Below are 20,976 nucleotides of genomic sequence, written 5' to 3'. Positions count from 1 at the left end.
ATCACTCCTCCGGAACAGCGTGTTCGCCACGCTGGATAGCCTGCATGAACTCCAGCTTGAGCAGCAGGCGCTGCATACCCTCGACGTCGAGACGCTCGGTGTTGTGGGAGTTGTAATCTTCGGTACGGGAGATCTTCTCCTCGCCCTGCTCGACGAACTTGGCGTAGTTCAGGTCGCGCAGGTCTGGCGGTATGCGGAAGTAGTCGCCCATGTCTTCGGCACAGGCCATCTCTTCACGGCTGAGGAGGGCCTCGTACAGCTTCTCGCCGTGTCGGGTGCCAATGACTTGAATCGGATGCTCCGGTTTACCGACCAGTCGAGTAAGTGCTTCGGCCAGGGTTTGCACAGTGGCGGCGGGTGCTTTCTGCACGAACAGGTCACCGTTTTCACCATGCTCGAAGGCAAACAGCACCAGGTCGACAGCGTCGGACAGCGTCATCATGAACCGGGTCATACTCGGGTCGGTCAGTGTCAGTGCCTTGCCTGCACGGATCTGGTCGATGAACAAAGGAATCACCGAGCCACGTGAAGCCATGACATTGCCATAGCGGGTACCACAAATGACGGTACGGCTGCTGTCGACGTTACGCGACTTGGCGACCATCACCTTTTCCATCATCGCTTTGGAAATCCCCATGGCATTGATGGGATAGACGGCCTTGTCAGTGCTCAGGCAGACCACGCGCTTGACACCATTCTGGATGGCGGCCTCAAGCACGTTCTCAGTACCCAGCACGTTGGTTTTCACCGCTTCGAGAGGGTGAAACTCGCACGAAGGCACTTGCTTGAGCGCCGCGGCGTGGTAGATGTAGTCAACACCGCGAGTGGCATTCAGGATGCTCTGGTAATCACGCACATCACCAATGTAGAACTTCAGCTTGCTACTGGCATAGCGCTTGCGCATGTCGTCCTGTTTTTTCTCATCACGACTGAAGATGCGAATTTCGCCGATATCGGTATTGAGAAAACGCTTGAGCACGGCGTTGCCAAATGAACCCGTACCGCCAGTGATGAGGAGTGTTTTGCCGGTAAACATAAGAAATCCTAAGGTCGGAGCCCTACACCTTCAACGAGGCTGCAGTGCCGAAAAGATGATGTCGTCCTTTTGCTGGGTGCTCGGGTAGCTGATCAGGACTGCCCGATACGGCCCCTTGAAGACGAAGAAGCTACCTGCTGAGACGCCAACAACGCCACACTTCGCGATGACCTTGTGCATGTCGTCGAGCGAGCCGCCACCGCCCAGGATAGTGATCGGAATTTTCACAGACTGACGCAATTTGGCCGCCAGCTCCACGTCGTAGCCCTTCATCCGACCATCGTTGTCGATCGAGTTGATGACGATCTCACCGGCACCCAACTCTGCCATTTGTACGGCAACGTCCAGAACCGAGCGCTTGGTATTGCGCGTGCCGTTATGAGTCCAGACGTCCTGGGTACTCCCCAGCAGGCGCTTCTTGTGATCCAGTACGACGACCACGCTTTGCCGTCCAACTTCCTCGGCAATACGCGTTACCAACTGCGGATTCTCCAACGCTGCCGAACTGATCGCGACTTTTTCCACCCCGAGGCTGATAATCTTTCTCGCCTGCTCGGGCGTACGAACACCGCCCCCATAGCAAAGCGGCATACGGCACTCGGCGGCCAGGTTAGCTATCTGCTTGTAATTGGGCTCCACGCCATTCATGGAAGCATCTATGTCGAGCACGATGAGCTCGTCAGCTTCCTTCTCATTAAAAATCTTGACGGCGTTGATTGGGTCTCCGACGTACTTCGCGTCCTTGAAACGCACAGTCTTGACCAAACCACTGTCTTGAATCAAAAGGCAAGGGATTATTCTCGGCCTGAGCATGTCATATTTCCGCGAAGTTCTTCAGAAGATTGGAGCCGTAGTGATGGCTCTTCTCTGGATGGAACTGGACCCCCATGATGTTTCCTTGGGCAACCGCACAGTGAAAATCCTGGCCATAGGAGGCAGAAGCAGCAACGCTGCTTGCCTCCGTGCATTCGAAATAGAAGGAATGCAGGAAGTAGAACTTGGCGTCATCCTCCATGCCGTTGAACAGTCCGACACCCGGTGTCGGTCGGACATCATTCCACCCCATGTGTGGCAACGGTAGATCTTTCAGACCCGCTGCCGAAGAAAAGGATTTCACGGTACCATCGATCCAGCCAAGGCCAGGCAATGTGCCCTCATCACTGCTTTTGGCCAACATCTGCATGCCAACACAAATCCCCAGCACCGGCACCTTTCGCTCGGTCACCATTTCTTCCAGCGTGGGCCTCATGCCAGAGGCGTTCAAACGCTCCATGGCATGATCAAATGCGCCGACGCCTGGCAGGATCAAACGTTCGGCGCCCCGCAGGCCATCAGCACTGCTGGCCACGTTCACCGGTATGTGCAGACGCTTGTACATGTTGACAAAGGCATGGATGTTGCCCAGCCCATAATCGATGATAGTGATCATCTGAAAAGCCTTCTCTCCAAGCCCAGTGCACTCATGACCCTTGAACCAACCCCTATCAGGAATCGCTTGTTGCGATAGTCGTGATAAGTCTTGTTAGTGCCGTTGAAGATTTCCTGCAACTGCTCGACCGTAAGGTCCAGCTTGTTGGCAACGTACTCAAACTCGCTGGTGAGGAATCTCTCGTCCAGTTCCGGTTTGGAAATACGTTCGAGTGCCGCTTCCCGAGTCATCTGCCCCGTCATGATCAGACTGGAAAAATGCGCACGACGCTTCTCGTACCCAAATTTTCGCGGCATCCAGTAGTCTTCGTAAAAGCGAGTGAAGCGTGACTCGTGGTGCTTGTGCTGGAAGCGCTTCCAGCCAAACCGTTGCTCCAGCGTGTCTTCGGCTTCTTTCTTGATGTACGGTACCAGGTTCAACGGTTTGACCACTTGCATCCCAAGCAGACGCTGGTAAAGCACCTTGTAGACCAGAATATCGGTCAACGGGAATGATTTCAGCGGGCGAGAGCCGAAACGGGTGTGGATATCCTTGAACAGTGTCTTGTCGATCCCTGGATACCCGCCCCACTCCTCTGGCTCACGGCAGCATTCTGTCGAGTAGTTTGCTCCCGTCAAGACGTACTTGATACGGTGCTGGCGAGCAAATTTGTACAGCCCCGAGAAAAAGGCTGCATCCTGTGGCAGGTCCTGGTCGGCAATCTGGGAGCGAAGAAACGCGACCTGCAGATCCTTCATCTCTTCCCAGTTGATTACCTCTGTGTACAGGTCCAAGCCAAGGCCGTCGACCAGCTTTTCGATGTTGCCAACTGCCTGATCGGTGTTCCAACCCGCGTCCACGTGGAAAAGCAACGGGCGCAAGCCCATTTTTTCCTTGGCCACATAAGCCGCATAGGAACTGTCCAGCCCACCGCTCAGACCGATGATGCAGTCGAAGTCCTTGCCACGACCGTGGGCTTTGATTTTTTCGGCCATCGCCATGAGCTCGGCCTCGCCACGCTCATCGGTGTGCCAATTCGGCTTGATCGTGCTCTGAAAATTGTTGCAGTAGTCGCAGACCCCGTGCGCATCGAACGTGATCCTGGGATCACGCGTGTCCATGATGCACTGGGTACAAATCTGGTAGTGGGCCATATCAATTCCGTGGTTAAACCAAAAGGCGCTTCGCCATGCGGCGATAGTCTAAAAGGTCCGATGCGATTTCCAAAGAACGCTGTGACATTTGGCACAGAATCAGCGGGTCGTGCTCAACCGCGGCGAAGGCCTCCTGCAACTGGCGCTGCCCCGTGACAGCCCAGCCGTTGCCCTTTACAAAGGGCTCATGGCTGGGGACCTCAGCGACGATGACCGGCCTGCGGGCGCAGAGGCTCATCTGCATGGTGGCCGACTGACTACCGGGCTGGACGTACACATCTGCGGCGCACAGCAACCGATACAGTTCATCGGCGGTTTTCCACCCCAATGCCTGGACCCTTGGATCCGCAGCCGAGAGTGCAGCCACCTCGTTCGCGATGGAGTCATGCACCTTACCGACGATGAGGAAACGAAAATCCTCGTTACGGGTAGAGGCAAACGCGGTCAGACTCTCGACGAGCTTTTTCTTCGCGTCAAACTTGCCCGACTGGAGGAAGACAACATTTTTATCGCTCAAGCCCAGAGCAGCCCTGGCCTCGCTGCGGTTGGCCTCATACTCCTCGTCGCTGGCAATATGCCCACCCAACGGGAAGAATTCCATTTCCTGGGTTGATATGCCGTATTGATTACGGCAAAACTCGATGGTCTCGAGCGAGATGCAGAGGACCTTGTCGATCCAAGGCAAGGCGCGCTGAATAATCGGCCGATAGTAGTAGCGATGCAGCAATTTAGACAGCACCCCGACGGCGCTGTTGTTGGCATCCTCATGACTGTCGACATACAAACGGACATGTGGGTTGGACCGTTTATAGCGCGCGACTGTATGGAGCTCCCATCCACAGAGCCCGTGAAAAACCATGACATCGGGGGCAAACTTTTCCAGAAGGCTGGCAAGCGCGGTGTGTATTCTCAGTTTTTTCTTTACGAAGAATGGGAATGGTCCGGCATACGGAAGCCGGATAACAGTAGCCCCATCACTCCCCACGTACTCCCCTGGGTTGATATAACCCAGCGACAAGTTATCAACGTAAGTCTCGGTGGATGCAACAACAAGAACATCATGCCCTGCTGCCACATGCTCGCGCACCAATTCATTCTCTTGGTAACGGTAGCCATCAATATAAAAGCAAGATAGGCAAAGGTGCAGAATCTTCATAGTAACCCTTGACTTTTCAAAAAACCTTCAGGATCGGTGAATAACGCAGCACTTTCTGTCAACTTCTCGTCCGAGTACTCCCACCAGCGGCTCGCCAACAAGCCCTCGATGATCGCCTCTGGAAAACGATATCGTATCAGCCGAGCAGGGTTTCCCGCATAGATCGCGTAAGGCGGTACATCTTTTGTAACTACACTGCCCATGCCAATGACAGCACCGGTTCCGATCGTCACGCCGCCTTTGATGTAAACCCCTTCACCGATCCATACATCGTTGCCGATGGTTGTCACCGGTTCCCAACGATAGTCATGACGAGAGAACTTTTTCTTGATGCTTTCTTTATGGGCAAGAAATACTGGGCTGGTCGAGACGTATTCAATCGGGTGGCGCGCACCACCGACCACAACACGGCTAGCAATAGAGCAGAAGCTCCCGACAGACACACGTATAAACGAGCAATCATAACCACAGAATGAATGATCACCGAAACTACTTTCAATCACGGTACATCCCGACTCGACTTTAGAGGTCCTGGGAATTTTCGAGTCAACTCGCGCGACCCCCCTCGCCTTCTTGACGAGCCTCGAGTAGATATATCCAATCATTGAACCCCCCTCCCGGTAAAGCGAAATCTGTATTTATCTACCCACAAGAGCAACACCCACAACGCGCCGCCGAAGGAGGTCATCATGGTAAAAAGTGAACCATTCGCGCTAATAAAGGCCAGCGGGAACAAGGCGGTGAGCAGAAACAACTTGCTCCACCCCCTGGCAACCTTGTCAAGCACCAGCAACCAAACGCTATAGAGCATACACACCAGGAAAACACCGGCACTTCCCCATGCCGCGACACCGTCGGTGGCAATGAATCCCGCATTGGACTGGCTCTCGATGCCCAGTACCCGCTCTGCCAAAATCTTACCCAGTGCAGGCCATTTCTCATCTGTCACGTAGGCTGCGGGGACATCGATCATGCTGCCGATCACCGACACGTGTGACCAGTGGGTGAAGCCTTGCTCTGAGAACAGATCAAAGTACTGGGTCACGAACAGCCCTGGAATCGCGATGAGCCGCATGAAAATGTACAAACCCAACTGCGAAAGAGCACCGACATCTTGGAAAAACAACGAGACCATTGTCACTAACAATGCCCCGAGCAGAAAAAGCCCGGACGCGCTCGCCACACCATACCCGACCGTGCGAAAGACCCTGGCCACACCCCAGAGCATCACCGGTAACAAGATGACCGTCCGTTCAGCAGTGATCATGTAAGTGAAAACAAACCCAGCCAGCCCTAGACCAAATAAAAAGTACCTTCGATACAACAACCCATAGACAAAAAGAATCGGTGAGAAAAAGTACGCCAAGTAGACTTGACAATAACCAATAAACAAAGAGGTTGCCGCACCTTTCTCACGCTGCGCATAAATCTCATTCAAGCCCGAAAAATAAATGACGTCTCGATAGACGCTGTACAGACTCACAAAGCAGACCACGCTGCCCACGACAGCGATAGAAATCATGAGCCGGGAGGGCGGCACGTTCGTCTCAGGCAGCGCCTTGCCCGAACGGACAAGCAACGAACATACGAATACACCCAGCGCAAACGAGAGAAACAGAAAAAAATAATGATCTAACGCATCAGCTCTATTCAGCGTGCCGATCACCAACGCCGGCACATAAACAAAAAACATCAAGGCATAAATAAATAGCGATGATACCCTATTGAAACGAAGCGGCATCGAGGTTGCGGGCAATATCAAAAGCCCCATCATCACCATCAGGCTCAAAGGATCGTACGACGGGACATTAAAACCCCAGAACGCATGTTCAACCGACAGGTAGCGTTCCTGCCCAAGCATGATCGCCAAGGCGTACAATAAAATGGACGTGATCAAGATCAAGCGCGCCATCGGCACTCGATAGAGACCACGCCACGAGCCCAGCTTTTGACGCACAGTATTCATGTCCCACCTAACCCAATATACGACTGTAGAGCCTGCGCTCTTCAACACTTTGAAGATTGGAGTTATGCCAGAGCAGGGTGAAGTTGCCGCCCACCGCCTTGCACGCGTCCCGCAGCCCCATGCTTAACTGGTAAGCTGCTTCTTCCGTCAATCCCAAGTAGCTGCTACTGAGCAACGTAACGTCCATGACGATCAGCGGACGAATACGTAGTTTCAAAGGCTGCTGGGCGACCGGATCAAAGGCCTGATATTCGTGACATGTTCCGCAGCGAAAACCTGGCAACTCCGCATACCCCAACGTGCTGTCGTAGGTCATTCCGGCTCGCTCCCAGGCATTCAAGGTAATCGGATGCCGCCAGCGGAGGAAGTGCATTCGCCCCCCCCATTGCGCCTGAAGGACGCCTTCTTCGGCACAGACCTTCCGTAGCCGAGCAGCTTCCGATTCAAGCGTGTCAGGTGAAAGGAACGTGCCATAACTAGGGTGCAGGCCTATTTCATGCCCACGTCCATGAATATCCCGCAACAGCGAGCGTATAGCGGGATGCTCGATCTCGTAGTCAGCATCTTTCCCCGGGTCGGTTCGCCCACAAATAAAATAGAACGCACTGACCAATCCGCGCCGCTCCGACTCGGCCATCAACCAGTCAAAGGTGTTGCTCGGATCCAGAGTACTGATACGCCGTCGGCTGGTCATCTTCAGCAATGGCGCTCTCAGGGCTGCAAGCGGATCTTTACGCCGCAGCAGGTCCCCCCCCATGGCCCTGATCAACCCCTTGAAGGATCGAAAAGCATAGCGACTCGGTTCGTCCACATCATGTGAGACAGACACGGTGAATGGACGCAGGTTGAGAGTCACGCCCCATTGCCGGCAAATCATTTGCCCCAGCACGGCCAACCATTCATCAACGATCGGGCGATCATGATAACCCTGCTGAAAGGCGTGAGATGCACGAGCAGGAAATCGGCCATGCTCATCAATCTCTTCGGACGTCACTTCCTCACACCGTGCAAGCATCCAGTAGACGAAACCCAATACGTCATAATCGACGTCCAATCCTTCCGGAGTCCGGGCTATCAGCGGCGAACGCAACGACGATACGCCAGGCGCCTTCAACTCATCGAGCCAGACAGATTGCCAACCTTCCTCCTTGGCAGGCCAGGAGGCCACCGGAATGCTGGCTATGGGACCACTGAATGCCGAATCATTGACCGCAAAGTCAATGCAACCTGGCCGCCCCGGCAGGGAGAGGCAGAGCCTGTCTCCGCGCAGCGCCAACACTATCTCCAGGCCAAAACGCTCACCCAGCAGTGATTCCAGCCATCGCAAGATGGCCAGATTAGGCCAACCATGGCCGGCCATCACGCGCGCGCCCTCAAGTCTTGAAGAAAGAAATAGCCCTTCAGCAACCAGGAGTTGGTCTTGGTGACAGAGAAGTAAGGCACTTGGGTTGCGCCAAAACCGCGAAAGAAACGCTCAACAGGCTCGATCATCGAGCCTTCAAAATCGAATGCTTTCGTCACGGCGCTGGCCCTCTTGATGGCTTCCCACATGCAAAGACTGGTCGCGCCACTATTGCGCAACTCCGGGTCCCCCCCACCCATCAGGTAATAGGCGCTGTGTTCATCCCAGACGACATACACACCCGCATGACGTCGCCCCTCTGCATCTTCGGCAATCAGAATAGTTCTGCAACCTCGTTCAGCGCATGCAGCGTCAATACGCCTGACCAAATCCTCAGTGTAGGGGAGTTGCATGCCTTGGCGCTGAAACACGAGATTGTTCAGCTTTAGGAACTCATCGACCCCCAGATCATCTCGCACACGAAGATTGAACCGTCCTTCAGCTTTCCTGACTTCCCTACGCACGTTCTCCTGGAGTTGTTCCCATAAAACATCGGTACAGGAAAGGTCCTCCAGCACATAGGTGTAACGGGTTGTTTGCTTGAAACCAGCCCAATAGAAGGGAAGCCAGTTGGTCTTGGCATACGACCAATTGGAGTCGAAATAGTCGAAGCGCCGCGAAAGAATGGTTTCCACCAAGTCCGTCAAGACATCCTTTTCATAGGACAAACGCTTTGACATCTTGCCTTCGATAGGTCGAACCCAAGGGCCCAGATGCTGAGTTAACGAAGGCATAGCGAACAAGGTGAAAAGGCCTTTTTTCTTTAAAACAAAAGGCATACTCCCCAGCACGACACCTTTTTTTTCACAAAAAACAACATCCCAGGCATCCCCTGCGACAGCATCAAGCCACCACGACTGACTGAATAAAGGAACAGTGGACTCTACCTCACAAAGTTGACGATACCTCTCTCGCAAAGATGTCACTTATTGTCTCCAAGACTGCAAACCATGTAATGGTTATCAACATTATTCGACACATGGGTTTCTACGATTTCAAACCCGGACTTCAACGCAGACAGAAGCGACGCGGGATTATCCTGAGCGATTCGGGTCGAGATACCGGCCAGCCCATTGCGTTTAAAGTGCCCCTTGGCGGCAACACGCATTTTGGTTGCCAACCCCAAACCGCGGTAGGCTTCGGAAACCCCTACAAACCCCTCATGCACCGTTGCCTCTGAAACGTCCCGGACATTGAAATAGAAAAGGTCAATACCCACGATATCGCGATCAGAATTCTCGATGACGAGAAGTAACTTGCGATATGAAAGCAGCCCGATAACCAGGCGCAGCCAGGACAGACGCCCCTCTGGATTAAGGTCACGATAGAGCCGGCGCACGCTGGGAAGATCACGCCACTTGAATCCCCTCAGAATATACGAATCTTCCGCAGACACAGGGATCGCCCTGTATGCCACGGCAGCTCGCAGCTCGGCAAACAAAGAAACACAAAGATCTTTAATGCCCCTAACATTCATGGACCACCCCCATCTCAGCGCCAGCCCTTGGCCAGTCGATAGGACAACACGCCATTGACGGCATACATGAAACTATAGCTGGCGGAATAACAATACAAGCCAACCTCAACACTATTGAATACAAACGCCATGACGAACGACAGCCCGGTCAACAAAAAGAGCCCACTCTGCCAAAGCAAGTCGAGGCGCTGACGCTGAGCCAACATATACATTGAACTCAACGGACTGGTTATAAACTGAAAGAAAAACATGGGAGTGAGAATTCTGGCATAATCCCCCGACACCCTCCATTGCTCGCCAAACACGAAGGCGAACAAGCTTGGCGCAACGAGGAAAAATACAATGAAGGCGGGAACAGCTATGCTCAACAAACGCTTGAATGTGCCTACGTAAACCTCCCGACATTGCCCGCGCTCAGCATATATCCGCCCCGCCTGCTGCCTGAATACATCGCCAATCGCACTTGCGACAATGCTCATGGGCGCCCCCACAACACGCTGTGTCAACATGAAGAAGCCAGAGACACTGTTCGCAAAAATCGCACCCAAGATGATAACCGGCGCCTGGAAGGATGCCATATTCAAACTATGGGCAACAATGAGGTATTTCGGAAAGTCGACATAGCGCCTTGCGACCGCTCGCAAAAGAGGAGCGCGGCAGCGCCGGAACACGCGCCCATCTGAACGCCTGACCCTCAGGAGCAGAAAAACAAACGCAGAAAAATGCCCAACAACACCTCCACCCAACAGACCCAGTACTCCGCCCCCTAGAGGTCCGGCACCGACCTGAACAATGGACATCGAGATACTTTGAGAAATACGCGCCATCGCCATCGGACGATAGTACCCGATTCGATTACACCAATAATTGAGCGCTTGATAGCCGGCCATGAACGCAACGCTCACAGGCACCCAATAAAATATCTGGTAGTGATCAGACATATTACAGAGCTCTGCAATATCACGCCCGAACAGCAACACCACCAGAAAAATGATTGCACAAAAGGCCAGTGACACAGCAAGCGCCAAAAGGGTTATAGCAGCACCACTTCTGTCACGCCTGGGCACCATGATTGCCAGCTCATAGCGCCCCGTGGCGAGCACCGCCAGGATGGACACGAGCGCCAGATAAAATGCAAAAACCCCAAATTCCTGAGGTGAGTACAAACGCGTCAGCACTGGGCTAACCAAAACGGGCACCGCTTGCGCGAAGGTGGTGCCCGTCATCAAGGTAAGCACATTACGGGCAAACGAGGACTTCGGAATGAGCGCCTTGATCACTGAAGGCTTTTCCCAACCTGTTCCACGATGAAGTCCTGCTGCTCCTGACTCAGGTAAGGGTGCATCGGCAAGCTTACAACCTGCTCTGCGATCCGATCCCCGACGGGCAGTGATTTACTGGTGTCGGCGACGGCAGGCTGGCGATTCAAAGGGATAGGATAATGCACTACAGTTGGGACACCCAATGCTTTCATATTGCACTGAAAGGCCTCACGATTTTCAACTCGAAGTGTATATTGAGCATATGCGCTCTGACACCGAGGATCGACGAAAGGAGTATTCAGCCCCATGGAGTCAAAGCGCCGATCATACTCGCGAGCCACCCGCAAACGAAGATCGATTTCTTCATCAAAAATTGAGAGTTTCTCGAGCAGAATCGCAGCCTGGAGAGTATCCAGGCGACTATTCACGCCGACGCGGACATGGTGATATCGCCGATCCTGACCGTGCCGGGCAATTTGACGAATCACCAGCGCCAAGTCGTCATCGTTGGTGAATATCGCACCGCCATCACCATAGCAGCCCAACGGTTTACTTGGAAAGAAACTGGTACAGGCTACAGTACTCAAGTTACAGGAACGCACACCATTATAAACCCCACCAAAACTTTGGGCGGCGTCCTCAATGACCGGCAAGCCATGCCTCTTGGCAATGGCGTTAATCGAATCGAAATCTGCACACTGCCCATACAACGAGACTGGGATGATTGCCTTGGTGCGCGGTGTAATCGCAGCCTCCAGCAATGCAGGGTCCAAGTTGTAGGTTTTCGGGTCTACGTCAACATATACAGGCTTTGCCCCTAGGAGCGCCACGGTCTCGGCAGTTGCAATGTAAGTAAAACCAGGTGTGATCACTTCATCGCCTGGCCCGATACCAAACGCCATCTGAGCAATTTGCAGCGCGTCGGTACCATTGGCACAGGTGATGCAATGCTTCGCACCTACATACTGCGCCAGCTTTGATTCCAATTCGGAAACCTCGGGCCCCAGAATATATTGCCCATGAGCAAGGACCCGCTGGATTGCCTCGTCCAGGGCAGGCTTCAAGCGCTGCTGTTGAGCCTTGAGGTCGATGAACTCAATCATGCTGCTCTCCTTGTTTAATTACAGACCCATTAGAAAGAACATAGCGCATGCCGGAGTGTATACACTGCACCTGCCCCTCCCCGGTCAAGGGCAGGTTCAATTGTTCTCCGTACTCACTCATCCAACCAATTTGCCGAGCGGGCACTCCTACCATCAGCGCGTAGGCTGGCACATCCTTATTAATGACCGCCCCCGCACCGACAAAGGCGAACTCACCAATGGTCACGCCACACACGATCGTACAGTTGGCGCCAAGCGTTGCCCCGCGCTTGACCAGCGTATTACGGTACTCGCTCTTTCGCTCAATCAGGGAACGAGGATTGTAGACATTGGTAAACACCATACTCGGCCCACAAAATACACCGTCTTCAAGCGTTACATTGTCATAAACCGATACATTGTTTTGTATCTTGCAGTTATCGCCAATGACCACTTTGTTTCCAACGAACACGTTCTGCCCGAGAGAAACGCCCTTGCCGATAATGGCACCGCCACATACATGAACGAAGTGCCAAACCCTGGAGCCTTCACCAATCTGCGCACCGGGGTCAATTATCGCGCTCGGATGCTTGTCGTACATAACCTTTTCCATCATTTGATAGGCCCGATCAGCTTTGCCAGGGTAGGGCCGGCCATTTCTCCATAACGAAACGCACCGACCTCATTCAGGTGATGATTATCCAGGTACATCAGAACACCGTGCTCATAGGGTGCATCTTTAAAAAATCCTGAATCTGAGAAGTCCAGAAACTCTGCACCCGCGACTCGTCTCGTCACGCTCGCAATAGCCTGATTGGAAGAGCGCCAACTTCTTTCCTGCTCAGGCGCCAACTCCAAGCCCAACGCCGTAAAGCGCTTCATCCGCTGGACATTGACCTCAAACATTGGAATCTGTGCCAGCACGACCACATGTTTGCCCTGGGCAGTCATTGCGCTCAAAAATCGGGAAAAAGCGCCTACAAATGCCTCGCTCTGGGCCTGCCATTGCCACATGCCCGCAACGAAAATCGTATCCACCTGATCCAGGAGTGGCAGGACCGCCTGAATTTGAGTTTCACAGTCATGTCGAGAATAACTGGGGATGCGCTCAACATCGAACCCCGGAATGGGCACACAGTTGCTGGCACTGACAACTTTCACTGAAAAGCCCTGCTGCTTGCCTGCTGCATCAAAGAAGTAGTTCAACTGTGCCGCATGACTATCACCAATGACCAATGCCCGCACTTCTCGCGCCGGATCCCCGCGCGTACACAGACCGACCATCTGTCCATGGCAGATTTGCTCCGCTGACGCGTAACGAGTCAACGCCACAGGTAATGGTTTCTCGACCTGGCTATTCAATACCGGCGCGAAACCGAACATCGTGACCAGGGCGACTACCGCGACAGCGCAGATACGCCGCCCCCCTCCCGGCCTACGCAGCGGAACCTCAATGAAGTAGTAAGACAGGCACGCAAGCGAAAGGGTCATGACGACAAACAAGAGCAGTTGCAGCATGCTCAACTGGTAGTGGCCACTCCAGTACCGCATGAAGGCCAGAACCGGCCAATGCCACAGGTACAGGGAGTACGATATGGCCCCCAACCAGACCAGCGGAGGCGCAGAAATCCAAGCAGAAACGCGACTTTTGCTGGCAGCAATCAACATGGCGGTAGCAACGCATGGCAACAGCGCAAGCCCTCCTGGAAAATGCCCGGCCTCCAATAAAAAGAAGCAACAGAACAATAACAGCAAGGCAAGCCCTGCAATCACGTTAGCTTTCCGCGCTGTCCATGTCTCGCCCAGCGAGGATATGGCCAAGCAAGCCCCCACCATGAATTCGGGAACCCTTGACAGCAGTGAGAAATAAACATGCGCCTGCTCATCAGGCAGACTCAATCGATACTCAGCCTGCAGCGTAAACGCCAAAGTAATCGCGGCCAGCACCGGCAACCACCAGCGGCGCGGGATGAACACGATCAAGCACGGCATCAACAGATAGAATTGCATCTCGATGGCCAGTGACCACGTATGCAGGAGTGGCAGTTCGTGCGCCGCCGGAGCGAAATAGCTGCCGAACTCGGAGAAATAGTGATTGGAAAAAAACAGCAGTGAGTATTTCAGGCTTTCCGAAAAGACCTTGAAATCTTGGTTAATAAAAAATATAGCGGCGGTCACACCCACCAGCAACGCCATCGCGAGAAATGCCGGAACGATACGGCGGACTCGGCCCCAATAGAAATCTAGCCAGAAACGCTTGCCTTCATGACGCATGATGATTGGTGTAATGATAAACCCAGAGATGACAAAAAACATGTCAACACCAAGGAAACCGGCAGGCAACCAGTGTTTATCAACATGAAACAAGATCACCGCAAGCACGGCGATCGCGCGCAACCCCTGCACGTCATAGCGGTAGCTGCCATACGGGCTTGCATTGATTGGCTGTGCGGTCCGAAGCTGACCATTGCTGAACACGTTTATATTCACCACTCAAACCCACAGCCAATCACAAAACATTACTGACCTTCAACCAAATGCGCCGAGCATTCGCCTTAGCCTTTCAGCAAGGCCAGCATTGGATGAGCCTGATCTGCAGACGCCACTTGAATCGGCGCAGAACGAATATATTCCACGGTTTCAACACAATGCCGTGCATCCTCGATCCCATAGCCCCGCCCCGCCAGAATTTCTTTATAGCTCGTGGTGTGCAAGTCAGTGAAGCCTTCGGAAAACTCGATTTCCTGCCCATCCACGGTGATCGAGCGATAGGTGGGCTTCTTGCCTTTCACCGATTCAGGAAGATCATTGGCATCGATCGACAGGAACCACTTCACCCGCGCCTTCTCATACTCAAGGTAGCCGGCTGCCTTGTAGTCATTTGCATAGTGAACAACATTACTCACCAGCTTTCCGAATACAAAGTGCAACATATCGTAGAAGTGAACACCAATATTGGTGGCCACGCCATACGATTTACGCGGATCGCCCTTCCAGCTTTCCATGTACCACTTTCCGCGCGATGTAATATAGGTCAGCTCGACTTCGTGCTTATCTGCTTGTTGCTGTCCCGCAACTTTCTGCTTAAGGTCAAGTATTGCCTGATGGTGGCGTAACTGCAGAATATTAAACACCCGCTTGCCCGTCTCCCGCTCAACTTCAGCGAGTTCATCAAGCGCCGCGGCACTCGGCACCAACGGTTTCTCGCATATCACGTCACACCCCAAGCGTAAACCAGCGGCGATGTGGGACTGATGGAGGTAGTTTGGCGAGCACACAGCGACATAATCCAGGGCTGTCGCCGGGTCGCGACGCAACCGGTAAGCATGTTCGAGGAACCGTTCGAACTCGGTAAAGAACTCACTCTGAGGAGAGATGCTATCAATGATCCCGACGGAATCGTTGATATCATAACCTGAAACCAATTCATTCCCAGTGTCTTTGATTGCACGCATATGTCGAGGCGCGATATAACCGGCCGCACCAATCAACGCAAACTTCTTCATCATTCTATCCTTGGCAACTGGGCGGATGACCGCCCAGAAACATAGTCAGGCTTTAATAATATGAGCTGCCGGCTGCCGATACTTGCCACGGCTATCCACGACCAACTTGCAGCTGTCACTGATCAGCTTGTAATCAAACTTATCATGATCCGTCGCGAGCACGACGGCATCGAAGCGCGCCAAGTTCTCCGCCGTGATTGGCTCACTGCTCAATGTAAAATGATGTTCCCGCATTTTCGGGAAAACAGGAACATGGGGATCGCTATAAGCGATATTGCACCCTTTGGCCTCCAACAGCTCCATGATCTCCACGGAGGGAGACTCTCGCATGTCATCCACGTTTTTCTTGTACGCGATGCCAAGCACTAGCACCTTGCTTCCCTTGAGCGGCTTGCCTTGATCATTGAGGCCATCCATGAGCTTGCCGACAACGTATTCGGGCATCGCCTGATTGACCTCACCGGAAAGCTCGATGAAGCGAGTGTGCAAACCGTACTCACGCGCCTTCCAGGTCAAATAGAAGGGATCGATAGGAATGCAATGACCGCCCAATCCCGGGCCTGGGTAATAAGCGGTGAAGCCAAAAGGCTTGGTCGCCGCAGCATCGACAACTTCGAAGATATCGATACCCATGCGATCTGCGACGATCTTCATTTCGTTGACTAGGCCGATATTCACCGCACGGTGAATATTCTCCAGCAGCTTGGTCATCTCTGCTGCCTTCGTGGAACTGACTGGAACTACCCGATCAATCGCCTGTTCGTACAACGCGACACCCACTTCAAGGCAGGCAGGCGTATGGCCACCAATCACCTTGGGGATAGTCCTCGTTTCAAAGTCAGGGTTGCCTGGATCTTCGCGCTCAGGTGAGTAGACGAGGAAAATGTCTTCACCGACGACCAGCCCACTTTCCTGAATGCGCGGAAGTAACTCTTCTTCCGTGGTACCTGGATAAGTAGTGCTTTCCAGAGAAACCACCTGCCCACGACGGACATAAGGCTTCAGTGCATCAGTGGTATTGATCACGAAACTCATATCGGGTTCGCGATATTTATTCAGCGGTGTCGGCACACAGAGAATTAACGCATCACACTCAGAAGCGCGAGAGAAGTCCGTGGTCGCCTCAAAGCCCGACTGGCGCGCGGCCAATACTTTCTCGGCAGCGATATGCTCAATGTAACTCTGACCCGCATTGAGACGCTCTACCTTGCTTTCATCAATATCGATACCCAGCACATTGTAGCCGATAGCATTGTAACGAAGCATCAGCGGCAAGCCAACGTAACCGAGCCCAACGATTCCGAGCTTCGCTTGCTTACTTTTAAACTTCTCTACGCTGACCTGCTTCTGCAGCGACATCCTTATTCTCCAAAATTAAGAACCGACCCAATTATAAGCATCAACTTCCAGCGCCCAAAACACTCGAAGGCCTCTGAAAATCCGCAAGACGGGAACGAACCGTCCCCTGTGCATCAGTGCTGCGATCATACCCGCTGCCTGCTCAAGTAGCTACATTCTGCTAGGGCAATGCAAACCACTCCATTTGATGGCAATATGAGGCCACCCAACCCGAACGCGCATCAGCCGCTCACGCCAGGCGTCTACCCCCCTGGCGACTCGCACTACGCCTACTTTCTTACACTGCTCTCGCCGCCTGTCGACGCAAGACCAACATGTAGCGCAAAGCCGCAATCAGAAGCCCCAGCACGAAGCCCGACACCGCCCCCAGCATTACGAACACCTTGAAGTCCGGCTTGATGGGACGTAACGGCTCTACCGCTAGGCGATCTACACTGACAAGCTGCAAGGCACTCATATCCGTGCGAATGAGGCTCAGCCTACTCCGCTCAGCCCGCACCTGTTCGACATCCCTGAGAAAGAGCTCTTCGTTCTCACGCCCCTTGAGAATCTGGACCTTCCGGTTGGTCTCCAGGACGGCAAGCTTTTCTCGAATCCGAGCAATACGAGGCTCACTGAAATCGTCAGAGGTGCGCTTGCTGAGCACTCGCTGCTCCGCCTCCAGCGCGTCAGTACCCATGAAATATAGTGGGATGAGCTGATTATTGATTTCCGTGCGAATGACATTCCCACCCACGCCAACACTACCTTCCTCCAGGCTAGAAGGTGTTGAGGGTCGCTTCAGCCCCAACGAGCGCGCAATAGAAATCGCCTCGCCGAGCTCGGCGATACGATTCTCACGACGTAATTTCAGCTGGAGGCGCAAGCCTCGCAACTCATCGGTGAGCTGAGCACGGCTGAGCGCATCAGCCTCGAGTAACGCAGCGATCTGCTGCTGCTTGTCAGTCGAATACGCTTCCCGCGCGTTCTCCAACTTCGCATCCACTGCCTGCATACGGTTCTGCACAAGAGCCTGCAAATCTTCAGTAATCTGCCGCCGCTCGCGATCAATGGCATACTGCACCAACCCGTTGAGAACAGATTTACCATCCAAACCGGCTGGATATAGCATATCCAAGCGAATAAACGCCTTGGAAGCATCCCCATCCTTAATGACCGGCGCCGTTAGCCGAAGGGCATTGGAATTAAACCTCTCAAAGGCCTGCTCCACCGTCCAGCCAGGCTCCATCATCGATGCCTGCAACGCTGAATTGGAGCGAAAGTAGCTCAGCCGCGTATCGTAAGACTCCAGCGACACCGCCAGCCGCTTCAATGCCTCACCCGGTGGCAAATGGTATATCTTCGTCAGATTCAACTCGTCCAGGCCACTCAAGGAGGCAGGGCGCAAAACCGTGCTGACTTGATACATCGGAGTCATTTTGAGTGAGTAGATGCCGGCAATCACCGCACAACAGACTGTTACAACTCCGATCAATATCGCCTGGCGCCAGAACGACTGAAGCAACGCAAGTAAGTCGACCTCATCGTGATTGGCTGAGGATGAAATAGGGACAATGCTGGTCACGGCACACCTGCCTGCTGGAGAGAGGGGTAGGGAACAGGAAAAGCAGCCACATCTCCTGGCCACCCCACTCAGTGGAACCTCCATGCTCCGATACACACTGAAAAGACAGCATTGTGACAGCTGACTTATCAATGCGCCAGCACCCCCCGCCCGACTAGCGCCGACGAAGGCCTCGCAAATTCCGTAGCAAGGCGAGCATGACACCCAACGCGAAACCAGCGACCACTCCAAACGCCACAATGGCCCCTTTTCTGGGCTTCACAGCCCTATCCGGAGACTCGACTGAGCCATCCTGCCGGTACACCCGCACTCGCTCAATGTCAGCATGGGCCGAACGGTAGAAATCCAGAGATTGTTGACGTTGACGAAGGTTAGGAACAAATGGATCATCGCTCACCCTATCGCGCAAGTTCTCGATTTCAGCGAGCAGCGCCTTGCTCCCCCGCATATAGGTAAGCGAATCCTCCATATTGGCGGACAACTCACCGGACAAGGTATTCGAAATGATTGGCGGCCGCTCCAAACCGATCGATTGAGCTATTCGCAAGGCTTCATTCAACTGAATGATCCTGTCCTCGCGCTGCTTGCGCGCGCCCTCGCGCGCTGCAGCAATTTCACGCTCGAGGTTACTGGACTTCATCGCGGCTTCAGCCTTGAGGTCCTCGGTGATTTCGTTCTTGCCTCGGAGCCCAGCCATCTCAATGTAACGAACCGCCCAATCCGCCGCCAACCGAGGATCTGGCAGGTCAACCTTCACAAAGAATCGAGGCAAAGCATCCTTGGAGAGCCCCCCCAGCGTGAGCAGGCTTTCAAAACGGGCATAGAGCTCATCCTGCGACCCCTTTCGCTCCCCCGCCGACAAGCTTGGGAGATAGACACCCTGGAAAAACTCGCGACGCAACGACTCCGACTGCAAGTGATGCAGATAAACGCCATACACCTCCTTGACAGTAAGCATACTTAGCCCGGAATCCCCTCCTCGCCCATAGTTGAGCGCAGAAATATCGTTTTGCGCAGGCGGCTGTACGATCACCCTGGCCTCGTAAATAGGCGTCGCACGCAGCGCGTAGACCAGCGCTAGGCCGATGACCACAATCATCACTACGACAATCAACAGCCTCTGCTTCCACAACCCTTCCACTAGTTCAAACAGATCAATCTCATCACCAGCACTCAGGCGCTCACGTTCACTGCGCATTTATTCTATTTTTCCTTGGGTCTGATTTTTAACCTAGCCCCCGAGAGCCCAACAACACTCAACCTCTCCTCGCTCAATCTGAAGAGCAGCCAGCATTTCCAGCCCCGGACAAAGGCAGCACTCAATAAATACCAGGAGCGTGTAGAAAGCACGCAACTGTATTGGTTCCCCTACATCGACCAGTGGTACAAATCCCACCAGATATTATTGCGCAATTGCGTCAATCCCTGACCCAAAACAATCCGCTGCTCACTGCCCCTCCTGCGCACCACGCTTTCGCTATCAGAGCCACCAAAGGGAACTTAGACGCCCGCCCTCCATCAGAATCACCCCTGATCCTCGCAAGAAGCACCACAACCACAAGAGCGCACCACCCTCATAGGCCTGCACACTCACCACTTGCACATCAACAGCCCAACGGTAATGGAGGAAATATGGACTTCAAGAAACGCCAAAGGGCGCACCATGAGGATACGCCGCCAATCTCTATCACCCCACACACCAAAAAAATGCCTGCAAGGGAGCCGAGCAATAAAAACGGGATAGTGAACACTGCACCGCATAACAAAGAGGGACGAGCGAACCGATCGAAGGAAAAAGGAAGCCGAGCAACATCAACATCGAAACCGCACCCTCACGCCGGTCGCCCGAGCGCAAACCGACCCTCGACCTCACCCCTTCCATTGAAACAGTGGAAAAGGGCACCGCGCAGGAACTCTCTTCAACTGGCGGGCGCACGGAGCTTGCGCTTGCCACGCATCACCCCATAAACACCCAGCAACGGGCCTACTACCAGCCCGACAACCAATGCCGCCAGGATCAGCACCGCAATCGGCAGCGCCGGTGTAGCCCAACCAAAGATCATCAGCGAAACAGACTGCTGGTTCTCCAACACGAAGAACAACACCAACATCGCCAACAACAGCACGAACAACGCCACCAGGGCGCGCTTGAGGTTACGCATCAGGATGGACCTTCTTTCGTTCAGGTAGGCGCATCTTCTTCCTCATTAACCCGATCACGCAACTCCTTGCCGGGCTTGAAGTGAGGCACATACTTACCCTCAAGGCTGACAGACTGCCCAGTCTTGGGGTTTCGCCCCACCCGCGGCGCACGATAGTGCAATGAAAAACTGCCAAAACCGCGGATCTCTATGCGATCGCCGGTCGCCAGGCACTGCGACATTTGTTCAAGCATGGTCTTGATGGCCAACTCCACGTCTTTGGACGAGAGCAGCCCCTGATGGGTGACAATTCGTTCGATCAGCTCCGACTTCGTCATATTTTTCCCTTCGTTATCAAGCAGCTAGATCATTGCTTAATCAGTTTGTAGCACGCCCCGGAAGATTTGAACAGTGCGGTTCTTGACTTAATAAAAAAATTCAAGAAGAGGGCTACAACCTCAAG

At 53.6% G+C, this 20,976-nt stretch carries 20 protein-coding genes; all 20 read right to left on the bottom strand.

The features are described from left to right. Position 1 precedes the first annotated feature (1 nt). The 20 genes from JYG34_RS07150 to ihfB all read right to left on the bottom strand — a co-directional run bounded on the left by JYG34_RS07150 (position 2) and on the right by ihfB (position 20,851). Positions 2-1,036: a polysaccharide biosynthesis protein gene (locus JYG34_RS07150; RefSeq protein WP_213660067.1), complete on the bottom strand. Its 1,035-nt coding sequence runs from the start codon at positions 1,034-1,036 to the stop codon at positions 2-4. A gap of 30 nt (positions 1,037-1,066) precedes the next feature. Continuing rightward, positions 1,067-1,849 carry an AglZ/HisF2 family acetamidino modification protein gene (locus tag JYG34_RS07145; protein ID WP_213660066.1) on the bottom strand — a complete coding sequence of 261 codons (783 nt, stop codon included), beginning with the start codon at positions 1,847-1,849 and terminating at the stop codon, positions 1,067-1,069. Between the two features lies 1 nt (position 1,850). Further along, complete coding sequence (gene hisH, locus JYG34_RS07140) at positions 1,851-2,465, bottom strand: imidazole glycerol phosphate synthase subunit HisH (RefSeq protein ID WP_213660065.1); 615 nt, start codon at positions 2,463-2,465, stop codon at positions 1,851-1,853. Continuing rightward, positions 2,462-3,598, bottom strand: a complete 1,137-nt coding sequence (locus JYG34_RS07135; protein ID WP_213660064.1) for an N-acetyl sugar amidotransferase — start codon at positions 3,596-3,598, stop codon at positions 2,462-2,464. Before JYG34_RS07135 ends, hisH begins: the two co-directional genes overlap by 4 nt. Positions 3,599-3,611: 13 nt before the next feature. Continuing rightward, positions 3,612-4,754, bottom strand: coding sequence for a glycosyltransferase family 4 protein (locus JYG34_RS07130; RefSeq protein WP_213660063.1), 1,143 nt, complete (start codon positions 4,752-4,754; stop codon positions 3,612-3,614). Further along, positions 4,751-5,257, bottom strand: coding sequence for a CatB-related O-acetyltransferase (locus JYG34_RS26435; RefSeq protein ID WP_283811806.1), 507 nt, complete (start codon positions 5,255-5,257; stop codon positions 4,751-4,753). The genes JYG34_RS07130 and JYG34_RS26435 overlap by 4 nt, the downstream gene beginning before the upstream one ends. Positions 5,258-5,355: 98 nt before the next feature. Next, on the bottom strand, positions 5,356-6,720 hold the full coding sequence (locus JYG34_RS07120) for a hypothetical protein (protein WP_213660061.1): 1,365 nt from the start codon (positions 6,718-6,720) through the stop codon (positions 5,356-5,358). Between the two features lie 7 nt (positions 6,721-6,727). Beyond that, on the bottom strand, positions 6,728-8,080 hold the full coding sequence (locus JYG34_RS07115) for a polysaccharide deacetylase family protein (protein WP_213660060.1): 1,353 nt from the start codon (positions 8,078-8,080) through the stop codon (positions 6,728-6,730). Continuing rightward, a complete protein-coding gene (locus JYG34_RS07110) occupies positions 8,080-9,048 on the bottom strand; it encodes a GNAT family N-acetyltransferase (RefSeq protein WP_213660059.1) in 969 nt (322 codons plus the stop codon). The genes JYG34_RS07115 and JYG34_RS07110 overlap by 1 nt, the downstream gene beginning before the upstream one ends. Further along, positions 9,045-9,599, bottom strand: a complete 555-nt coding sequence (locus JYG34_RS07105) for a GNAT family N-acetyltransferase (protein ID WP_213660058.1) — start codon at positions 9,597-9,599, stop codon at positions 9,045-9,047. The genes JYG34_RS07110 and JYG34_RS07105 overlap by 4 nt, the downstream gene beginning before the upstream one ends. A 14-nt stretch (positions 9,600-9,613) precedes the next feature. After that, positions 9,614-10,879 carry a lipopolysaccharide biosynthesis protein gene (locus JYG34_RS07100; protein ID WP_213660057.1) on the bottom strand — a complete coding sequence of 422 codons (1,266 nt, stop codon included), beginning with the start codon at positions 10,877-10,879 and terminating at the stop codon, positions 9,614-9,616. Next, entirely contained in the window at positions 10,876-11,964 is a 1,089-nt protein-coding gene (locus JYG34_RS07095) for a DegT/DnrJ/EryC1/StrS family aminotransferase (protein WP_213660056.1), read from the bottom strand. The genes JYG34_RS07100 and JYG34_RS07095 overlap by 4 nt, the downstream gene beginning before the upstream one ends. Continuing rightward, the gene (wbpD, locus tag JYG34_RS07090) at positions 11,957-12,544 is read right to left on the bottom strand and encodes a UDP-2-acetamido-3-amino-2,3-dideoxy-D-glucuronate N-acetyltransferase (RefSeq protein ID WP_249746225.1); all 588 of its coding nucleotides are present in this window, start codon (positions 12,542-12,544) and stop codon (positions 11,957-11,959) included. Before wbpD ends, JYG34_RS07095 begins: the two co-directional genes overlap by 8 nt. A gap of 11 nt (positions 12,545-12,555) precedes the next feature. Next, positions 12,556-14,421 (bottom strand): acyltransferase family protein, encoded by a 1,866-nt coding sequence (locus JYG34_RS07085; protein WP_249746224.1) that lies wholly within the window; start codon positions 14,419-14,421, stop codon positions 12,556-12,558. Positions 14,422-14,498: 77 nt separating this feature from the next. Continuing rightward, positions 14,499-15,449 carry a Gfo/Idh/MocA family oxidoreductase gene (locus tag JYG34_RS07080; protein ID WP_213660054.1) on the bottom strand — a complete coding sequence of 317 codons (951 nt, stop codon included), beginning with the start codon at positions 15,447-15,449 and terminating at the stop codon, positions 14,499-14,501. 45 nt (positions 15,450-15,494) lie between these two features. Beyond that, the gene (gene wbpA / locus JYG34_RS07075; protein ID WP_213660053.1) at positions 15,495-16,808 is read right to left on the bottom strand and encodes a UDP-N-acetyl-D-glucosamine 6-dehydrogenase; all 1,314 of its coding nucleotides are present in this window, start codon (positions 16,806-16,808) and stop codon (positions 15,495-15,497) included. 277 nt (positions 16,809-17,085) lie between these two features. Next, complete coding sequence (locus JYG34_RS07070; protein WP_213660052.1) at positions 17,086-18,372, bottom strand: Wzz/FepE/Etk N-terminal domain-containing protein; 1,287 nt, start codon at positions 18,370-18,372, stop codon at positions 17,086-17,088. A 154-nt stretch (positions 18,373-18,526) separates the two neighbouring features. After that, a complete protein-coding gene (locus JYG34_RS07065; RefSeq protein WP_213660051.1) occupies positions 18,527-19,570 on the bottom strand; it encodes an LPS O-antigen chain length determinant protein WzzB in 1,044 nt (347 codons plus the stop codon). Positions 19,571-20,291: 721 nt separating this feature from the next. Continuing rightward, entirely contained in the window at positions 20,292-20,534 is a 243-nt protein-coding gene (locus JYG34_RS07060) for a lipopolysaccharide assembly protein LapA domain-containing protein (RefSeq protein WP_213660050.1), read from the bottom strand. Positions 20,535-20,554: 20 nt separating this feature from the next. Then, a complete protein-coding gene (gene ihfB / locus JYG34_RS07055; RefSeq protein ID WP_213660049.1) occupies positions 20,555-20,851 on the bottom strand; it encodes an integration host factor subunit beta in 297 nt (98 codons plus the stop codon). Positions 20,852-20,976: the final 125 nt, after the last annotated feature.

It is taken from the genome of Pseudomonas entomophila, from assembly GCF_018417595.1.
Classification (GTDB): Bacteria; Pseudomonadota; Gammaproteobacteria; order Pseudomonadales; family Pseudomonadaceae; genus Aquipseudomonas; species Aquipseudomonas entomophila_C.
The sequence above is the reverse complement of the archived record's forward strand: the minus strand, read 5'-3'. Positions and strand labels throughout refer to the sequence as shown.